This is a genomic window from Streptomyces sp. NPDC046860 (assembly GCF_040645115.1).
Lineage (GTDB): Bacteria > Actinomycetota > Actinomycetes > Streptomycetales > Streptomycetaceae > Streptomyces.
The window spans coordinates 187993-205033 of the sequence record NZ_JBEYXQ010000009.1 but is presented as its reverse complement, the minus strand read 5'-3'; the positions used below and the strand labels follow the sequence as shown (position 1 = coordinate 205033).

The window sequence follows — 17041 nt, the reverse complement described above, 5'->3', positions numbered from 1 at the left end:
CGGCTGCGGATACGCTTGCGACGCCGGTCCCGGCCCGGCCCGACCGGCGCCGTGGCCACCGGACTTCGCAACGATGTCCGGTTCGGCAGGTGTGCGCGGCGGGGAAGCCGGGAAGGCCGCAGGAGCGACACGGCGGCGATGGGGGCGGGAATGTCGGTAGGTACGGAGTGGGACGGTCCTCAGGTGCCCGTCTCCGGGGACGAGGGCCAGGCGGCCACCCTCGCGCTGGCCTCGGCGGCCTACCGGGACAACGCGATGGCGGACATCAAGAACGCCGACAACGAATGGCACGCGTCCACCGTCAAGCCCGGACGCGTTCCGCTGTTCCGCCCCAACCTGGGCGAGGCGTTCTCCCGCGCCGTGGCCGACCGCATGCTCGCACCGGGCCGCAAGCCCCTGATCCAGTCCTTCGGCGCCGAACCCCAGGTCGTCGTGGAACACTGCCTGGCCGCCAACAACATCCGCCGCGAGCGCGACAACAAACTGTCCCTCGTCATGGTCGTGTGCGGCCTGATCTTCCTGCCCGGCCTCCTCGCCTGGCTCCTCGTCTTCCTCCTGCGCTCCTTCCTCGCCAAACGCGAGGGCCGGGCCGGAGCCCTGGGCACCGCCCTGCTCGCCGGGGTCGGCGTCCTCGCCGTGCTCTTCCTGCTGAAGCTGCCCTTCGGCGGCATCCTCGGCTGGTACGTCCGCGCGGCCGTCGTCGCCCCGGTGCTGGGCTGGTTCTGGGCCCGCCGCATCTGCGAGCGCACCGCCGCCGATCTGCGCGAACGCTGGGCCGGACTGCTGTCGGGCAGCAGCGTCGGCGCCAAGGTCCCCGAGGCCGTGCCCCGCAGCCCCGGCGAGACCGCCGCCGAACAGCTGCGCCAGTCCCTGGCCCGGCTCGGCGCCGAACAGCGCTCCAACTCCGTCTTCTACGCCGGACCCAAGGGCATCCTCGGCATGGGCACCCGCTGGGGCTCCTGGCAGCTCGCCGAGGACCTCGTGTCGGCCGACCCGCCGCGCGAGATCCACCCCTTCAGGAGCTGGGACGTCATCCGCGCCATCCACGACCAGCTCAGCCTGCTGGAGCGCGGCCCGCTCAACACCGGCGGATTCCCCCGCCCGTCGATACGGCACTGGATCGTCACCCCGATCGGCGAGAAGGCCGACGCGGTCTCCCGCCCCGAGGGCACGGACGTCGAGGCGTTCCAGATCAAGCCGCACGCCATACAGGAGATCTGCAACAAGCAGCAGTTCGGCAGCGGCGACCGCCACTACCTCGGCGTCCAGTGGACGCTGTGGGACGGCCAGCTCGTCCTCACCATGATGATCACGGTGACCGTCCTGCACGAGACGCTGCGCATCGAGGTCACCGGCCACGCGCTCGGCCCGGTCAACCCCCTCTTCCACGCCAAGCCCGCGGCCCCCACCAAGGAGGTCGCCAAGTCCCTCAAGCCGTGGGAGAACCGCACCGTCAAGCTCCCCCTGGTCCCCACCGACGAGGTCGTACGGCTCGCCGTCCGCGCCCCGCTCACCTGGTACACCCCGGCCCTGAACTGGCTCGGCGGCTCCATCGCCCTCCCCGAGCCCTTCGGCCTGCGGCACGCCTGGGCCGACCAGCCCTGGCGCCACCGCTTCATGGCCGACGACGCCCTGCGCGCCGCCACCCCGGTGCTGCGGGTGGTGCACTCGGCCGCGATCAAGGTGCTCAAGGAGAACGGCGTGGACACCGAGAAGTTCGGCGCCCGCTCGGCGTTCCTCAGCGGCTTGGTCCAGGACCCGAGCCCGAGGAAGGCCGACCTCTACGACGCGTGACCTTCTGGCGCTCCCCCCGGGAGCGCCGGTCAGGTCAGGCGGCCGGCCACGCCTGCGCGAGCATCTCGCGGGTGTCGCCGAGCAGTTGCGGCAGCACCTTGGTGTGTCCCACCACCGGCATGAAGTTCGTGTCCCCGCCCCAGCGCGGCACGATGTGCTGGTGCAGATGGGCGGCGATGCCGGCACCGGCCACCGCGCCCTGGTTCATGCCGATGTTGAAGCCGTGCGCGCCGGACGCCGTGCGCAGCGCCGTCATCGCCTGCTTGGTCAGCTCCGCCAGCTCGGCGGTCTCCGGCCCGGTCAGATCGGTGTAGTCGGCCACGTGCCGGTACGGCACGGTCATCAGATGGCCGCCGTTGTACGGGTAGAGGTTGAGCACCGCGTACACGTGCTCACCGCGCCGGACGATCAGACCGTCCTCGTCGGACTTGGCCGGGATGGAACAGAACGGGCAGCCGTCGTCCGCACCCGGACCGCTCGGCTTGTTCTCGCCCTGGATGTAGGCCATCCGGTGGGGCGTCCACAGGCGCTGGAACGCGTCCTGCGTCCCCACTCCGATCTGCTGTTCCGGCTCACTCGTCATGCAAGGCAGCATATTACTTCGCCCGTTCGCGGCGTGTCGCCGGGGCGGCGGGGCGGCGGCGAGCGGCGAAGCTGGGCCGGTGCACCCCGACCGCTCCAGGACGCGCTGGGAGATCCGCGCCGAGATGCCCCTCACGGTGGCGTCGCTGACCTTCCTCGGCTCGTACGCCGCGCTCGTGCTCGCCCCGCGCCCCGGCACGGCGTGGGAGGACCTGTGGATCGCGCTGCTGCTGGCCTGCTGGGCCCTGTTCGCCGTGGACTACGCGGTGCGCTGGCGGCTCAGCGGCCAGGGCCCGAGTTTCGTGCACACCCATCTGCTGGACACGCTCGTGCTGATCCTGCCGCTGCTGCGCCCGCTGCGGATCGTGCGGATCTACGAGACGCTCCAGCACCGGCGCGGGCTGCCCCGGCTGCCTCTGTACTCGCGGGTGATCGCCTACTCGGGCCTGTCCACGCTGCTCATGGGGTTCACCGGCGCCCTCGCGGTCTACCAGCAGGAGCGGGGCGCGCCCGGCTCGAACATGCGGAACTTCGGGGACGCGGTCTGGTGGGCCTGCTCCACCCTCTCCACGGTCGGCTACGGCGACATCGTCCCGGTGACCACCGGCGGCCGGGTGATCGCGTCGGCGATGATGGCCGGCGGTCTGGCGCTGCTGGGCGCGGTGACGGGGTCGTTCTCCTCGTGGCTGCTGCAGGTGTTCTCGCGGGAGGAGGACTAAGAACCCCCGGGGCGGCGTTGACGCCCCGGGGGTTCTTCGTCAGCCGGTCGTGGATCAGACCTGGACCCGCTCCGCCACGACCTTCTCGATCTTGGCGATGGCGTCCTCGAAGGGGATGCCGTTCTCCTGCGAGCCGTCGCGGTAGCGGAAGGAGACGGTGTCCGCGTTCATGTCCTCGTCACCGACGATGATCATGAACGGCACCTTCTGCTTCTGCGCGGTGCGGATCTTCTTCTGCATCCGGTCGGAGGAGGAGTCCACCTCGACCCGCAGGCCCTTGCGCTTGGCCGCGGCCGCGAACTTCTCCAGGTACTCGACGTGGGCGTCACCGATCGGGATGCCGACCGCCTGCACGGGGGCGAGCCACGCCGGGAAGGCACCCGCGTAGTGCTCCAGGAGCACGGCGAAGAACCGCTCGATGGAGCCGAACAGGGCGCGGTGGATCATCACCGGGCGCTGCTTGGTGCCGTCGGGGCCGGTGTACTCCAGGTCGAACCGCTCGGGCAGGTTGAAGTCGAGCTGGATGGTCGACATCTGCCAGGTCCGGCCGATGGCGTCCTTGGCCTGGACGGAGATCTTCGGGCCGTAGAACGCGGCGCCACCGGGGTCGGGGACGAGAGGCAGACCCTGCTTCTCGGCGACCTGACGGAGGGTCTCGGTCGCCTCCTCCCACGCCTCGTCGGAGCCGACGAACTTCTCCGGGTCCTTGGTGGACAGCTCCAGGTAGAAGTCGGTCAGACCGTAGTCGCGCAGCAGGCCGAGGACGAAGGTGAGGGTCTTGTCCAGCTCCTCCGACATCTGCTCGCGGGTGCAGTAGATGTGCGCGTCGTCCTGGGTGAAGCCGCGGGCCCGGGTGAGGCCGTGTACGACGCCCGACTTCTCGTACCGGTACACGGTGCCGAACTCGAAGAGGCGCAGCGGCAGTTCACGGTACGAGCGGCCGCGCGCGTCGAAGATCAGGTTGTGCATCGGGCAGTTCATGGGCTTGAGGTAGTAGTCCACGCCCTCGTCGAGCTGCATGGGCGGGTACATGCCGTCGGCGTACCAGTCCAGGTGGCCCGAGGTCTCGAAGAGCTTCCCCTTCGTCGCGTGCGGGGTGTAGACGAACTCGTACCCCTCCTCCTCGTGGCGGCGGCGGGAGTAGTCCTCCATGACCCGGCGGATGATGCCGCCCTTGGGGTGGAAGACGGCGAGGCCCGAGCCGATCTGCTCCGGGACGGAGAAGAGGTCCAGCTCGTTGCCGAGCTTGCGGTGGTCGCGCTTCTCGGCCTCGGCGAGGAACTCCAGGTGCGCCTTCAGCTCGTCCTTGGACGGCCAGGCGGTGCCGTAGATGCGCTGGAGCATCGGGTTCTTCTCGCTGCCGCGCCAGTAGGCGGCCGCGTTGCGCATCAGCTTGAACGCCGGGATGTTCCGGGTGGAGGGCAGGTGGGGACCGCGGCAGAGGTCCTTCCAGCACAGCTCGCCGGTCTTGGCGTCCAGGTTGTCGTAGATGGTCAGCTCGCCGGCGCCGACCTCGACGTCCGCGCCGTCGTCGGAGGAGGCCGAGCCCTTGAGGCCGATCAGCTCCAGCTTGTACGGCTCGTCGGCCAGCTCGGCGCGGGCGTCCTCGTCGGAGACCACGCGGCGGGAGAACTTCTGGCCCCGCTTCTGGATCTCCTGCATCTTCTTCTCGATGGCCTTGAGGTCATCGGGGTGGAAGGGCTTCTCGACGTCGAAGTCGTAGTAGAAGCCGTCCTTGACCGGCGGACCGATGCCGAGCTTGGCCTCGGGGAACAGCTCCTGCACGGCCTGGGCCATGACGTGCGCGGTGGAGTGGCGCAGGATGGCGAGACCGTCCTCGGAGGAGATCTCGACGCCCTCGACCTCGTCGCCGTCGGACAGCTCGTAGGAGAGGTCCTTCAGCTCGCCCGCCACGCGCGCGGCGATGACCGAGCGCTCGCCCGGGAAGAGGTCGGCGGCGGTAGTGCCCGTCGTCACCACGCGCTCTTCCCGCTCGGAATCGCGTTGGATGATCACACGGACGTCTGACACCGGTCTCTCCTGACTGAAGGCTTGAGTGCGGCGCCGTACGAGGAGCGCGCGCACAAGGGATCGTACCGACCCGCCCCCGCCGACCGCGAAACGGTTACTTTCCGTCCCCGTCCTCGTACGCCTCCACCGCCTCCGCGCACGCCTCCTCCGGGAGGCCGGCGTTCTCCTGGAGGGTCTTCATCAGCCGGTCGCGTTCGGTCTCGTCGACCGGGACCGGGGCGACGCCCCCGGCGCCGGTGAGCCTGCGGAAGCCGCCCCGGCTCTCCAGCCGGCCGCGCACCCGCACGGGCAGGCCGACGAGGTGGGCGTGACCGGCGACGCGGTAGTCCTCCTCGCCGAGGGTGAGCCGCAGGTGCGGCACCTCGGCGCCCGCGAGGACCCGCAGGCGTACGGTGCCCGGCCCGCGGGGCCCGGAGCGGCGCAGCCGGACGACGACCCCGGTGACGGTGACCGGCACGGACGGTTCGGCGCGCAGGTAGCGGGTGCCGGCCGCGCGCAGGGCGGGGAGGTCGCCGGGCGAGAACTCCACGGGGCCCGTGACGGCGGCGCAGCCCTCGGGCACTCCGGCGGCGGGCGCCCAGGAGATGGCGACACGGGCGCCCTCGGTGCCCCGGACGAGCGCGGTGAGCGCCTCGGTGAGCTCGCGGCTGACCCCCGCGCCGACCGCGCCGTCGAAGGCGTCCGGGGAGCCGGTGGCCCGCTGGTAGTCGATGGCCTCGCGGGTGGCGTGCAGGGCGTGGTGGAGCCGGACGGCGAGGGGGCGGCCGGCGGGGAGCGGGGCGAAGGCGGTCAGGGCGCGGCCCTCGGTGGCGGGACCGACGAGGACGCCGGCGAGCAGGGCGCCGGCCGGGCCGCGGTGCCGGGCGCCGTGGTAGCCGGTGCGGGCGCGGGTGGCGAGGGCCGCGGCGAGGAGGGTCCGGCGGGCGGCGGTGCGCAGGTGCTCGTCGAGGGTCCAGGGGGCGGCGCCGTCGACGGGGCCGCCGGGGGTGTCGCGGTACCAGCGGATCTCGTCGGCGGGGACGGCGAGGGCGATGAGGATCTCGCGGGCGGAGGGCGCGGCGGTGCGGTCCAGGGCGTGGAGGGCCTCGCCGAGCAGGTCGTCGGCGTCGGGGAAGGCCCGGCTCTCGGGGACGAGGAGGCTGGTGGGGCCGTCGGCCGGGGCGGGCGGCGTCCAGCGGCCGTAGCGTCCGGGGACCCCGCCGCGCCGCTGCCAGCCGTGGCGGCGCAGCAGGGTGCCGAGGTGGGCGGGGTCGACGCGGGCGGGGTCGGGGGGCCGGTGCCAGGCCGGGTCGTCGGGGTGGGCGCGCAGGCGGCGGACGGGTTCGCCGGGGCCGGTCATGGTCTGCCTCCCGTACCGACCCGCGTCATGATCTCGCACAGGGCCCGGTCGTCGAAGATGCGCGCGGTGGGGACGCGGACGGTGGTGCGGGTGCGTCCGGTGACGGGGTGTCCGGCGAGGTTGACCCAGTAGCAGCAGTGTCTGAGGTCGAGCCGGTCGTGTCCGGCGCGCAGCCAGTCGTCCTGGGAGCGCGGGACGATCATGACGACGAGGATCTTGTGCACCGAGACGGGGGTGCGGGCGAGTTTGCGCAGGTGGTCGTTGTCGAGGGTGAAGGAGAAGAAGGGGCCGGGGGGCCGGGGGGCGATCTGGTAGGTGCACTTGAGCTGCACCTTGATGGTGACCTCGTCGTCGACGGTGTGGCCGGGGGCGCTGTGGCTGACGTGCCAGTCGATGCCGTTGTCGGGGAACGGCTGGGACAGCGAGCAGCCGGCCGCGGCGGCGACCGCGTGCAGATAGCCGACCTGCAGGGTCTCCATGCAGGCGGTGGTGGCGAGGGTGCCGCGAAGGTGGCCCGCGCTGTCGGGCAGCAGCCCGCTCCGCTCGGGCTGCGCCATGGCCATGAACAACAGCCTTCCGAACCAGGGGTTTCCCCACTGCGGGCCGCTGAACTGCAAAGACCCGTACTCCTGTTGTCTCCTCCCGGCGTACGGCGCAAACGGGCCGGGTATCACCAAACGGGCAGAAGACGGAACGTCAGCCGTCGAGCGTGGACGAGGAGTTGGGTTGGTATGACGTGCTGGTACGAGGGGGCGCTGGCCGCCTTCGACACGGAGACGACGGGCGTGGACGTCGAGACCGACCGGATCGTGTCGGCCGCGGTCGTCGTGCAGGACGCGCCGGGGACGCGGCCGCGGGTGAGCCGCTGGCTGGTGAATCCGGGGGTGCCGGTGCCCGAGGGGGCGACGGCGGTCCACGGGCTGACGGAGGAGCACCTCCAGCACAACGGGCGCTGGCCGGCGCCGGTGGTGTACGAGATAGCCCAGCAGCTGGCCGAGCACACGGCGATGGGCCGGCCCCTGGTGGTGATGAACGCGCCTTTCGATCTGACGCTGCTGGACCGGGAGTTGCGCAGGCACCGGGCGTCGTCGCTGGACCGTTGGTTCGACTCGGCGCCGCTCAGGGTGCTGGACCCGAGGGTGCTGGACAAGCATCTGGACCGCTACCGCAAGGGCCGCCGCACGCTGGGCGATCTGTGCGAGCAGTACGGGGTGGCGCTGAGCGACGCGCACGACGCGGCGGCGGACGCGATGGCGGCGCTGGACGTCGTACGGGCGGTGGGGCGGCGGTTCGCGGCGCGGCTGGAGCGGCTGTCCCCGGCGGAGTTGCACGCGTTGCAGGTCGGCTGGCACGCGGCGCAGGCGCGGGGGCTCCAGGCGTGGTTCGCGCGCAGCGGTTCGCCGGAGCTGGTGAGTACGGAGTGGCCGCTGCGGCAGGAGTTGTCGGCGGCGGCGTAGCCGGGGCGTGCCCGGACAGCGGAAGAGCCGGCCCGCTGTGTGCGGACCGGCTCCTCGTGCCGGTGGGCGATACTGGGTTCGAACCAGTGACCTCTTCGGTGTGAACGAAGCGCTCTCCCACTGAGCTAATCGCCCGGCAACGCACTGAACCATACAGGTCCGGGCGGGGCGAGTCCAAACCGTCCGGGGGCGGCCGGCCGGCCCTGGCGCCGGGCGCGCGGGGCGGGGGCGGTGGTGACCGGGAATCAGAAGGGTGCGCACAAAGGGGACTTGGCGGCTCCGGGAATTCGCATGTTGTCGCACTTGCGGGAAATCCGGACGCTTTCCCTCGGAATATCGTCGGCATTTCCGCCGTCGGCCGGAATCGGCCGCTCCCGGGTGCGGTCCGGTTCGCCCGGAAGGGGACCTTGACGAAGCCCGCCGCTTTTTACGTGCACACGCCGAAGGCCCGCCTGCTGTTCGCAGACGGGCCTCCGGTCCAGGGTGGGCGATACTGGGTTCGAACCAGTGACCTCTTCGGTGTGAACGAAGCGCTCTCCCACTGAGCTAATCGCCCTGGGCACAGGAAGAACATTACCCCATGTCAGAGGGTGCCTGTGACCACCTGCGGACCTGCCTCACTGGTCCTGGATCTTCCAGGGCACGACGACGCCGAACTTCCAGAGGTAGATCCCGGCGAGCACGCCGATGATCATCAGGCCGATCACGGTGAGCGTGATGTTCCGGCGGCGTACGCGCGGGTCCAGGGCCTTCTGCGCAGCCTCGGTCACCTTGCGCTTCGTCCAGCGCAGCACGAGCTGGGCCCAGACGAACTCGGTCGCCCAGATCGCCATGCCGCCGAAGATCACGACCCAGCCGGGTCCGGGCAGCGGGAGCATCACGATGCCGGCCGCGACCACGGCGAGCCCGATCACGAAGACGCCGACCTGCCAGCTCAGGTGCAGGGCCCTGCGTCTCTTGACGAACCGCGGCGCCCGCGAGCCTAGACCGTCCCCGGCCGGCTCACTGTCCGGCCCCGTCCTGTCCGGCGCCACGGCGACCTCACCAGGCTCGTCACTCTGTGTATTCATAGGGTCAAACCCTACCGGAGCGAATGAGTCACTGGAATGGTGGCAGATCTCGTACAACTTCTCGGCCGGAAGAGGTACGTAAAGCCACGCAAAACCCTCAGAGGGGTTTACAACGGCACCGTAGGTGGCATGTCGATTTCGCCGACGTGCGAATCCCCGAGCGCACACTGAGCGAAAGGCCCTGGCGCTTATGAACACCACGGTCAGCTGCGAGCTGCACCTGCGCCTCGTTGTGTCGAGCGAGTCCTCCCTGCCTGTCCCCGCAGGCCTGCGGTACGACACGGCCGACCCCTACGCCGTGCACGCCACCTTCCACACCGGAGCCGAGGAGACCGTCGAGTGGGTGTTCGCCCGCGACCTCCTCGCTGAGGGGCTGCACCGCCCCACCGGTACCGGCGACGTCCGCGTCTGGCCGTCGCGCAGTCATGGTCAGGGCGTCGTCTGCATCGCCCTCAGCTCTCCGGAGGGCGAGGCTCTGCTGGAGGCCCCCGCGCGGGCCCTGGAGTCCTTCCTGAAGCGGACCGACGCCGCCGTGCCGCCCGGCACGGAACACCGGCACTTCGATCTCGACCAGGAGCTGTCGCACATCCTGGCGGAGAACTAGGCCACGACACCCCACCGAGCCGCCCGGCGCCGTCCACTCGGGGAGACGGCGCGGGCCGAGACAACCGCATAGGGCACCCAGCGGCGTCGCCACCGTGAGCGTTCACGGGGCGGCGCCGCTGTGCGCTGCGGGCCGCGCGGGAGCCCGTGCGGGAACCACAGGGGCCGGGCGGGCGTTGCACGGGCAGGGGAGGCCGCGGGGCGGCCCCCGGTGGGGCGGGCGCGGTTGTCGCTACCATCTGCCCCCATCGGCGGGCGCTCGCCCGACCCTCAGGCCAGGGAGCGAAACGTGCTGATCACCCACGACACCCGGTGCGCGCTCGACACCGTGGTGGATCTGGTGAACACCGCGCCGGAGGACGACACGGCGGCGGACGGGCTGCTGGACGTGGCGGCGCTGGCGGAGTTCACGCGGGGCCACGCCGTCAGTGACATCGGCACGCTGTCCGAGTCGGACCTGTCGGCCGTGCGCGAGATCCGGGGGCGGTTCGCAAGCATTTTCGCGGCGCCGGACGCCCGCGCGGCGGCAAAGATGATCAACGAGCTGGTCGCGGCCGCGGGCACCACGCCGCGCCTGACGGACCACGACGGCTACGACTGGCACGTGCACTACTTCGCCCCCGGCGCCTCGCTGTCCGACCACCTCGCCGCCGACTGCGGGATGGCGCTGGCCTTCTTCGTGGTGGCCGGGGAGCAGGAGCGGCTGCGGCGGTGCGAGGCACCGGACTGCCGGCGCGCGTTCGTGGATCTCTCCCGCAACCGCTCGCGCCGCTACTGCGACAGCCGGACCTGCGGGAACCGGCTGCATGTGGCGGCCTACCGGGCGCGTCGCAAGGAGGCGGCGGGCTGAGCGGGTCCCGGCGCGGGGCCGGTCGGGCCGACGTCCGTCCCGGCGGGTGACGCCGGGACGGACGCGTACGGCTCACAGCAACAGCAGGTCGTGCAGCGCAGCCATGAGGATCAGGCCCCCGATCACCGCCAGGAAGATCATCAGCGGTGGCTGGGAAAGGGCGAAGAGGCACCCGCGCGGCTCGTCCTTCTGCGGCGCGGCCTCGCTCTGTGTCGTGTCGACCATCTCGCGGTGATGATGACCCAGGTCAGGCCCTGTACGCGATCAACACGCACGTAAAGTGCGGGACTTCGCCGAATTCGTACCGTAGCTTTCGCGTCGCTCCGCGTGGTGAACGGTTTCGTGCGTGTGGTGACGGTATGTGGCGAGGCGTCCGTCATGCGCAGGTCATCGGTGTCGGCATATGCCGTCGCTCATATGCCGTTGTTCATATGCCGTGTTTCTTGAGGATCGCCTCGATGTCGCTGAAGTCCTCCGAGGAGGAAGAAGGAGAGGCGGCGGCAGAGGAGGGCTTGCCCGGCCGGGCGTCGCGGCCGGTGCCCCGGCCGAGCGCGGGAGCCGAGGCGGAGGGGCTCGCCGGAGCGGCCTTGGCCTCGCCGGTACCCGCCCGTCCGGCACGGAGGCCCCGGCGGCGCTCCACCGCGCGGGTGAGGGCGAAGAGCGCCCAGGACGCGCCGAGCACCCCGAAGCCGGCCCAGGCCAGGGGGCTGAAGGCGGTGCGGGCGAGCCAGGCGACGGCTCCGGTCATCACCAGGCCGACCGGGATCAGCGAGTAGGCCGTGATGCGCAGGGCGGTCAGGAAGCGCTTGCGGTAGGCGGTGACCGCGGCGATGCCCAGGCCCGCCGCGGACACGGCGGAGCAGATGGTCTCGGCGAGCATCCGGTCCTCCTGGCGGGGTCGGTCGGTCCCCGGTCCGGTGCTCCGGGCCGAGGGGCGGCGAGTGAACCGGCGGGTGCGCTTGCACCGACGGTCCGCTTCGCCCCTTCCATCCTGCACCGTCCGGCACCGGCGGGGCCATGGTGCGGCCCGGAGATCAGGGACTTCTCAGGGATGTCCCCGGAACCGTCCCGGGGTGGCCCGGATCGGGCCGGACGCGTCCGCCTGGAAGACTGGGCGGCATGAGCGACACCTCCCCCGCACAGTCCGAGCCCGTCGTGCTCGACATCTGGTGCGAACTGCAGTGCCCCGACTGCCGCGGCGCCCTCGACGACGTACGCGCCCTGCGCGCCCGCTACGGCGACCGGCTGGAGATCCGGCTGCGGCACTTCCCGCTGGAGAAGCACAAGCACGCCTTCGCCGCCGCCCAGGCCGCCGAGGAGGCGGCGGAGCAGGGGCAGGGCTGGCCGTACATCGAGGCCGTGCTGGCGCGGGTCGAGGAGCTGGACCGGCGGGGCGAGGCCGTACTGGTGGACATCGCCCGTGAACTCGGCCTGGACGCCGAGGAGTTCGACGTCGCCCTCATCGACGGACGGCACATCCTGATCGTCGACGCCGACCAGGCCGAGGGCAAGGCGATCGGCGTCACCGGCACCCCGACCTACGTCATCGGCGGCGAGCGCCTGGACGGCGGCAAGAGCCAGGAAGGGCTGCGCGGGCGGATCGAGGACATCGCCGACCGTCTGCTGGGCGGACCGGCGGCCTGAGCCGCTACAGCAGCGGCTTGTACAAGGTGCGGCGGGTCGTCTCGTAGCCGAGCGACTCGTACAGCCGCTCGGCCGGGGTGTTGCCCGCGAAGACGTTGAGCATGAGCGTGGGCTCGCCCCGGCCGATCGTGCGGGCCTCCGCCAGCAGCAGGAGCGTCCGGCCGTGGCCCCGGCCGCGCAGGGCGGCCTCGGTCTCGACGTCGAAGATCCAGGTCTCGCCGTCACGGGGGGCGAGCCACAGGTGTCCCACACGCGTCCCCTCGTGCTCCAGGACGCCGAACCACACCCCGGTGGTGCCGAGCCCGTCCGGGAGCAGTGCCGCGTGGTCGGCGGCGGACTTGGCGCGCGCGTCCGCCTCGGACAGACCGCGCGAGGCCCACTGGCGCGCGTACCGCACCGTCTCGGCGGCCTGCCAGGCCGCGAACTCCTCCTCGGTCATCGGCCGCACCCGGCTGCCTGGCGGCAGCTCGGGCGGGACCTCGCCGAGCCGCTTGCGCATGGTGCGGTTGCGCAGGGTGTAGCCGAGGGAGTCGGCGAGCCGGAGGGCGGCGTCGGCCCCGGCGGGGATCAGCAGCTCGACCTGGCCGCAGCCCCAGCCGCGCGCGACCTCCTCGGCGGCGAGCATGGCCACCGTGCCCCGGCCCCGCCGCCGGTCCGGCTCGTCGATCCGCAGCCCGGTGACGCGGGCCACCGAGGGGCCGAGGGCCGGGGAGGTCTCTATGTGGATCTCGCCGGCCGGACGGCTGTTCACACATACCTGGAAGCGGCGCGAACGGGCGCCGCCCGCCTGCTGCTGAAGCGGCTCGGTCGGCCGCAGTGTCGTCGTCATCACGGGAGTTGTACCCGTTCCGCGGCCCGGATTCAGCTGGATTCAGCGCGCCCGCCGGGCCGAGGTGACCCTACGGGTTCATGTCGGCGCGCGAGCGCTCCTCGAAGATCCGCATCGCCTTCGCGGTCACCGGCCCCGGCGCGCCCGGCAGTTCACGGCCGTCGACCCGGTGCACGCCCTGCACGTCACGCAGCGAGGAGGTCAGGAAGACCTCGTCGGCGCGCTCCAGCACGTCCAGCGGGAGGTCGGTCTCCCTGGCGCCCGTCCACTCGACGGTCAGCGCGCGGGTGATGCCGGCCAGGCAGCCGGAGGGGACCGGCGGGGTGTGGATCTCGCCGTCGAGGACGACGAAGACGTTGGAGCCGGTGCCCTCGCAGAGCTGTCCCACGGAGTTGGCGAACAGCGCCTCGGACGCGCCCTGTTCGTGGGCGCGGGCGAGGGCGACGACGTTCTCGGCGTACGAGGTGGTCTTCAGGCCGGTGAGGGCGCCGCGTTCGTTGCGGGTCCACGGGACGGTGACGGTGGCCGTGGAGTCGGGGCGGCGGGTGGTCTCGCTGATCGCGACGACCAGGGTCGGACCGTGCGCGCCGCGCTCCGAGCCGAGGGGCGCCTGCCCGCCGGTGTACGTGACGCGCAGCCGCCCGAGCGGCATGGGGTTGGCCTCCAGCACGGCCGCGCAGGCGCGGGCGACCTCGTCGTGGTCGGGGTCGGGCAGACCGAGGCCGCGGGCGGAGCGGGTCAGCCGGTCGAGGTGCCGGGTGAGCGCGAACGGCTTTCCCTCGACCGCCTTCAGCGTCTCGAAGACGCCGTCGCCCACGGTCAGTCCGTGGTCGAAGACGGAGACGCTCGCGGTCGTGGCGTCCCGCAGGGCGCCGTCCAGCCAGATGCTCATGTGCGGGCCTTTCCACTGTCCGTGTACTGCCCCGACGCTACCGTGAGCAGCCGGGACGCCTTGAGTTCGGTCTCGCGCCACTCCCCGTCGGGGTCGGAACCCCAGGTGATCCCGGCGCCGGTGCCGAAGCGCAGGGTGGCGGTGCCGTCGGGGGTCCGCTCGATCCAGAAGGTGCGGATGCCGACGGCCAGCTCGGCGGTGCCCCGGTCGGCGTCGACCCAGCCGATGCCTCCGCAGTAGGGGCCGCGCGGCGCGGTCTCCAGGGCGGCGATGATCGTGAGCGCGCTCGGTTTGGGGGCGCCGGTGACCGAGCCGGGCGGGAAGGCCGCTTCGAGCAGTCCGGGCCAGCCGGTCCCTTCGCGCAGTTCGCCGCGCACGGTGGAGACGAGGTGGACCAGGCCGGGGTGCTTCTCGGTGACGCACAGGTCGGGGACGGTGACGCTGCCGGTGGCGCAGACGCGGCCGATGTCGTTGCGGACCAGGTCCACGATCATCACGTTCTCGGCGTAGTCCTTCTCCAGCAGGTCAGCCTCCGTACGGCCGGTCCCCTTGATGGGGCCGGACTCGACGGTGCGGCCGTCCAGCCGCAGGAAGAGCTCCGGCGAGGCGGTGGCTATCTCCACCCCGTGCGCGGGCAGCCGTACGGTGCCCGCGTAGGGGGCGGGGTTGCCGCGCGCCAGGAGGGAGGTGAGGGCGTCCACGTCGGCGTCGGCGTCGACCGGCGCGCTCAGCACCCGGCAGAGGTTGGCCTGGTAGACCTCGCCGGCCGCGATGTGTTCCCGGATGCGGTGCACGGCCCGTACATAGGCGGCGCGGTCCAGGGAGGTCGTCCACTGCTCGGGCGCGGGTCCCCGCCAGGCGCCCGGCACCGGGGCGGGCACCGGCGCGTGCCGTACGTCGGCGAAGCGCGCGCAGGTCAGCCCGCCCTCGTAGTCCGCGACGACGGCCCAGAAGCCGGTGGAGTCGAGGGCGGCGGGGTCACTGGTGACGTCCAGGAGGCCGGTGGCGACGCGGTCGCCGAAGCGGGCCAGAGGAGCCGGGAAGGGGGCGGCGGCCGGGAGGTGGAGCACACGGCCGAGTCTAGGCCGGGTGTGCGGAAGCCGAGCCGGACAGGCGCCTTGTGGGGTCCTCGGCGATGGCGTCCGCCGGGTGCACCGCAGCACGCTGCGCAAACGCGTTTTTGTGCTGGCTCAGGAATCCGCTAGAGTTCAACACGTCGCCGGGACGCGCAAGCCGACCGAAACGACAAGCGGACGTAGCTCAGTTGGTAGAGCGCAACCTTGCCAAGGTTGAGGTCGCGAGTTCGAGCCTCGTCGTCCGCTCGCAGGAACTAGGGGTCTTCCCGATCCCCTACACTCCTGGTGGAGTGGCCGAGAGGCGAGGCAACGGCCTGCAAAGCCGTCTACACGGGTTCAAATCCCGTCTCCACCTCCAAGGACGATTAGCTCAGCGGGAGAGCGCTTCCCTGACACGGAAGAGGTCACTGGTTCAATCCCAGTATCGTCCACTGGATCTTCTCGAAGGTCCCATCCCGCGCGATTAGCTCAGCGGGAGAGCGCTTCCCTGACACGGAAGAGGTCACTGGTTCAATCCCAGTATCGCGCACGCAGTGCCCATGATCCACTCCGACGAGCGACGTCGAGTGACATCGAGTGATCGTGGTCCCGAGGACGATTAGCTCAGCGGGAGAGCGCTTCCCTGACACGGAAGAGGTCACTGGTTCAATCCCAGTATCGTCCACACACCGAAGAAGCCCCGGCCGTCTCGTACGGCCGGGGCTTCTTCGTGTCTCAGCTCGAGAAGAGCATGTGGCCGAAGCTCTTGTGGCGGTGGTGGCCGCCGTAGTGGCCGCCGCCGTGATGACCGCCGTGCGGGGTGCCCCACGCGGGCGCGGGCGGGGCGGCGGCGGGGTAGCCCTGCTGGGCGGGCGGCGGCGGGCCGGGCTGGGTCCACTGGGACTCCATACGGGTCAGCGCCTCCAGCTCGCCGTAGTCGAGGAAGATGCCGCGGCAGCCGTTGCACTGCTCTATCTGGACGCCGTTGCGGTTGTAGGTGTGCATCGGCGCATGGCACTTCGGACACTGCATGGTTCGGCTCAACTCCTCGCCGTCGGGTACTGCTTGGTGTTTCCCCAGGACAGACTCCGTCCTGCCCCGGTCGGTTGCAGCCTATTCCGGGAATTCGCGGTCCAACTGGGCGGGGGCACCCGTCATTCGCGCGCAGGCGTCCACGACAGCCCGCTCCACCTCGTCCAGCGGACGGCCCGCCGTGAGGGCCTTGGTGAGAGCGAGGGCCGCGGTCTGCACGGTGAGCGCGCGGGCCGGGACGTCCAGCACGGGCCAGGGGTCGCCGTCCTCCGGCACGGCCGGGCCGCCGGCCGCCTGGTAGGCGGTCAGGAAGCGGAGCCATTCGTCGGGCGGGAGGAGGCCGCAGGCGTACCAGGCGGCGGGGCGGGCGAGGTCCCAGGCGGGGGTGCCGACTCCGAGGTCGTCGACGTCGATCAGGCGCCAGGGGCCGTCGGGGGCGGGGTGACGGACGAGCTGGCCGAGGTGCAGGTCGCCGTGGCAGAGCGCGGGGGTGCCGGGGGCGGAGGCTTCGGCACGGGCCCAGGGCGGGAGGGCGGCCCAGGCGGCCAGGACGGGCGCGGCTTCGGCGGAGGTGGGCGCGGGGGTGGAGGTGGGCGCGGGGGTGGAGGTGCGGTCGCGGAGGGTGCGGCGCAGGCGGGATATCGCCTGGGCCGCCTTGGCGGGGCCGCGCATCGGGGGCAGTCCCTCGGGTGGAGGGGTGCGGTGGAGGCGGGCGAGGAGGCGGGCGGTCTCTTCCCAGGGGGCGGCGTCGGGGTCGTCCCGGTCCACCGGGGTGCCGTAGGGCCAGTGGGTGACGAGGCGGTCGTCCAGGTGGGCCGGGGCGGGGGTGAGCGGGGACAGCAGGACGCCCGGGAGGCGGGCGGCCACGGTCAGGCGGAGGGTCAGCTCGCGCGGGTCGGTGCCTGGGGCGTGGGCCTTGGCGACCGTCGTGCCGTGCCGGACGACGGTGGCGTCCGGGCGGTCGGCCAGCGGGCCGCAGACACAGGCGCACGGGCCCGCGCCGGGGTGGACGGCCGTGCGGAGCCGGGCGGTCAGGGCCGGGGCTGCTTCTCGGGTCACAGCAGGTGAGCGTAGTGGGGGCGCCGGAAACGCAATGCCGGCGCAGCTCCCCAGCTGCGCCGGCATTGCGTGCCGTCCGTCGCAC

General features: G+C 72.0%; 18 protein-coding genes and 7 tRNA genes. 11 read left to right on the top strand and 14 right to left on the bottom strand.

Translation table 11 applies throughout. The features are described 5' to 3' along the window. Positions 1-150: 150 nt before the first annotated feature. On the top strand, positions 151-1794 hold the full coding sequence (locus tag ABZ898_RS16035) for a hypothetical protein (RefSeq protein ID WP_361658238.1): 1644 nt from the start codon (positions 151-153) through the stop codon (positions 1792-1794). Positions 1795-1828: 34 nt separating this feature from the next. Here the strand turns inward: ABZ898_RS16035 and ABZ898_RS16030 are convergent, their stop codons facing one another. Beyond that, positions 1829-2389 carry an HIT domain-containing protein gene (locus ABZ898_RS16030; RefSeq protein ID WP_361658236.1) on the bottom strand — a complete coding sequence of 187 codons (561 nt, stop codon included), beginning with the start codon at positions 2387-2389 and terminating at the stop codon, positions 1829-1831. 112 nt (positions 2390-2501) lie between these two features. Here ABZ898_RS16030 and ABZ898_RS16025 point away from each other — a divergent pair, with 112 nt between their 5' ends. Beyond that, positions 2502-3095: an ion channel gene (locus tag ABZ898_RS16025; RefSeq protein WP_361658415.1), complete on the top strand. Its 594-nt coding sequence runs from the start codon at positions 2502-2504 to the stop codon at positions 3093-3095. Positions 3096-3149: 54 nt separating this feature from the next. Here ABZ898_RS16025 and thrS read toward each other — a convergent pair whose 3' ends face one another. From thrS to ABZ898_RS16010, 3 genes are all read right to left on the bottom strand, one after another. Continuing rightward, positions 3150-5126, bottom strand: a complete 1977-nt coding sequence (gene thrS, locus ABZ898_RS16020; protein WP_361658234.1) for a threonine--tRNA ligase — start codon at positions 5124-5126, stop codon at positions 3150-3152. 94 nt (positions 5127-5220) lie between these two features. Beyond that, positions 5221-6465: a hypothetical protein gene (locus ABZ898_RS16015; RefSeq protein ID WP_361658232.1), complete on the bottom strand. Its 1245-nt coding sequence runs from the start codon at positions 6463-6465 to the stop codon at positions 5221-5223. After that, positions 6462-7028, bottom strand: a complete 567-nt coding sequence (locus tag ABZ898_RS16010; protein ID WP_217460888.1) for a DUF4365 domain-containing protein — start codon at positions 7026-7028, stop codon at positions 6462-6464. Before ABZ898_RS16010 ends, ABZ898_RS16015 begins: the two co-directional genes overlap by 4 nt. 168 nt (positions 7029-7196) lie before the next feature. Between ABZ898_RS16010 and ABZ898_RS16005 the strand changes: the two genes are divergently transcribed. Continuing rightward, positions 7197-7922 carry a 3'-5' exonuclease gene (locus tag ABZ898_RS16005; RefSeq protein WP_361658228.1) on the top strand — a complete coding sequence of 242 codons (726 nt, stop codon included), beginning with the start codon at positions 7197-7199 and terminating at the stop codon, positions 7920-7922. 63 nt (positions 7923-7985) lie between these two features. Here the strand turns inward: ABZ898_RS16005 and ABZ898_RS16000 are convergent. From ABZ898_RS16000 to ABZ898_RS15990, 3 genes are all read right to left on the bottom strand, one after another. Continuing rightward, positions 7986-8057 (bottom strand) — tRNA-Val (locus ABZ898_RS16000). A gap of 349 nt (positions 8058-8406) precedes the next feature. Further along, a tRNA-Val gene (locus tag ABZ898_RS15995) sits at positions 8407-8478 on the bottom strand. Between the two features lie 61 nt (positions 8479-8539). After that, positions 8540-8992 carry a TIGR02611 family protein gene (locus ABZ898_RS15990; RefSeq protein WP_361658225.1) on the bottom strand — a complete coding sequence of 151 codons (453 nt, stop codon included), beginning with the start codon at positions 8990-8992 and terminating at the stop codon, positions 8540-8542. A gap of 190 nt (positions 8993-9182) precedes the next feature. On the opposite strand from ABZ898_RS15990, the gene ABZ898_RS15985 reads away from it, so the two are divergent. Both ABZ898_RS15985 and ABZ898_RS15980 read left to right on the top strand, forming a co-directional pair. Then, positions 9183-9596, top strand: coding sequence for an SsgA family sporulation/cell division regulator (locus ABZ898_RS15985; RefSeq protein WP_010351314.1), 414 nt, complete (start codon positions 9183-9185; stop codon positions 9594-9596). Positions 9597-9884: 288 nt separating this feature from the next. Then, a complete protein-coding gene (locus ABZ898_RS15980) occupies positions 9885-10445 on the top strand; it encodes a CGNR zinc finger domain-containing protein (RefSeq protein WP_361658223.1) in 561 nt (186 codons plus the stop codon). A 72-nt stretch (positions 10446-10517) separates the two neighbouring features. Here ABZ898_RS15980 and ABZ898_RS15975 read toward each other — a convergent pair whose 3' ends face one another. Continuing rightward, entirely contained in the window at positions 10518-10670 is a 153-nt protein-coding gene (locus ABZ898_RS15975; RefSeq protein WP_361658220.1) for a hypothetical protein, read from the bottom strand. A 202-nt stretch (positions 10671-10872) separates the two neighbouring features. Next, complete coding sequence (locus tag ABZ898_RS15970; protein ID WP_361658217.1) at positions 10873-11325, bottom strand: hypothetical protein; 453 nt, start codon at positions 11323-11325, stop codon at positions 10873-10875. A gap of 239 nt (positions 11326-11564) precedes the next feature. Between ABZ898_RS15970 and ABZ898_RS15965 the strand changes: the two genes are divergently transcribed. Next, on the top strand, positions 11565-12089 hold the full coding sequence (locus ABZ898_RS15965; RefSeq protein WP_361658214.1) for a DsbA family protein: 525 nt from the start codon (positions 11565-11567) through the stop codon (positions 12087-12089). A gap of 4 nt (positions 12090-12093) precedes the next feature. Here the strand turns inward: ABZ898_RS15965 and ABZ898_RS15960 are convergent, their stop codons facing one another. The 3 genes from ABZ898_RS15960 to ABZ898_RS15950 all read right to left on the bottom strand — a co-directional run bounded on the left by ABZ898_RS15960 (position 12094) and on the right by ABZ898_RS15950 (position 14880). After that, positions 12094-12918 carry a GNAT family N-acetyltransferase gene (locus tag ABZ898_RS15960; RefSeq protein ID WP_361658211.1) on the bottom strand — a complete coding sequence of 275 codons (825 nt, stop codon included), beginning with the start codon at positions 12916-12918 and terminating at the stop codon, positions 12094-12096. A gap of 70 nt (positions 12919-12988) precedes the next feature. Further along, complete coding sequence (locus tag ABZ898_RS15955; RefSeq protein WP_361658208.1) at positions 12989-13810, bottom strand: aminodeoxychorismate lyase; 822 nt, start codon at positions 13808-13810, stop codon at positions 12989-12991. Further along, positions 13807-14880: a chorismate-binding protein gene (locus ABZ898_RS15950; protein ID WP_361658206.1), complete on the bottom strand. Its 1074-nt coding sequence runs from the start codon at positions 14878-14880 to the stop codon at positions 13807-13809. The genes ABZ898_RS15955 and ABZ898_RS15950 overlap by 4 nt, the downstream gene beginning before the upstream one ends. 179 nt (positions 14881-15059) lie before the next feature. Here ABZ898_RS15950 and ABZ898_RS15945 point away from each other — a divergent pair. The 5 genes from ABZ898_RS15945 to ABZ898_RS15925 all read left to right on the top strand — a co-directional run bounded on the left by ABZ898_RS15945 (position 15060) and on the right by ABZ898_RS15925 (position 15550). Then, positions 15060-15132: transfer RNA gene (locus ABZ898_RS15945), tRNA-Gly, on the top strand. A gap of 38 nt (positions 15133-15170) precedes the next feature. Continuing rightward, positions 15171-15244: transfer RNA gene (locus ABZ898_RS15940), tRNA-Cys, on the top strand. A gap of 1 nt (position 15245) precedes the next feature. After that, positions 15246-15317 (top strand) — tRNA-Val (locus ABZ898_RS15935). A 26-nt stretch (positions 15318-15343) separates the two neighbouring features. Next, positions 15344-15415 (top strand) — tRNA-Val (locus tag ABZ898_RS15930). A gap of 63 nt (positions 15416-15478) precedes the next feature. Next, a tRNA-Val gene (locus ABZ898_RS15925) sits at positions 15479-15550 on the top strand. Between the two features lie 50 nt (positions 15551-15600). Here the strand turns inward: ABZ898_RS15925 and ABZ898_RS15920 are convergent. Together ABZ898_RS15920 and ABZ898_RS15915 are read right to left on the bottom strand one after the other, a co-directional pair. Beyond that, entirely contained in the window at positions 15601-15897 is a 297-nt protein-coding gene (locus tag ABZ898_RS15920) for a zf-TFIIB domain-containing protein (RefSeq protein WP_361658203.1), read from the bottom strand. A gap of 81 nt (positions 15898-15978) precedes the next feature. Beyond that, on the bottom strand, positions 15979-16956 hold the full coding sequence (locus tag ABZ898_RS15915) for a phosphotransferase (RefSeq protein WP_361658200.1): 978 nt from the start codon (positions 16954-16956) through the stop codon (positions 15979-15981). Positions 16957-17041 lie beyond the last annotated feature (85 nt).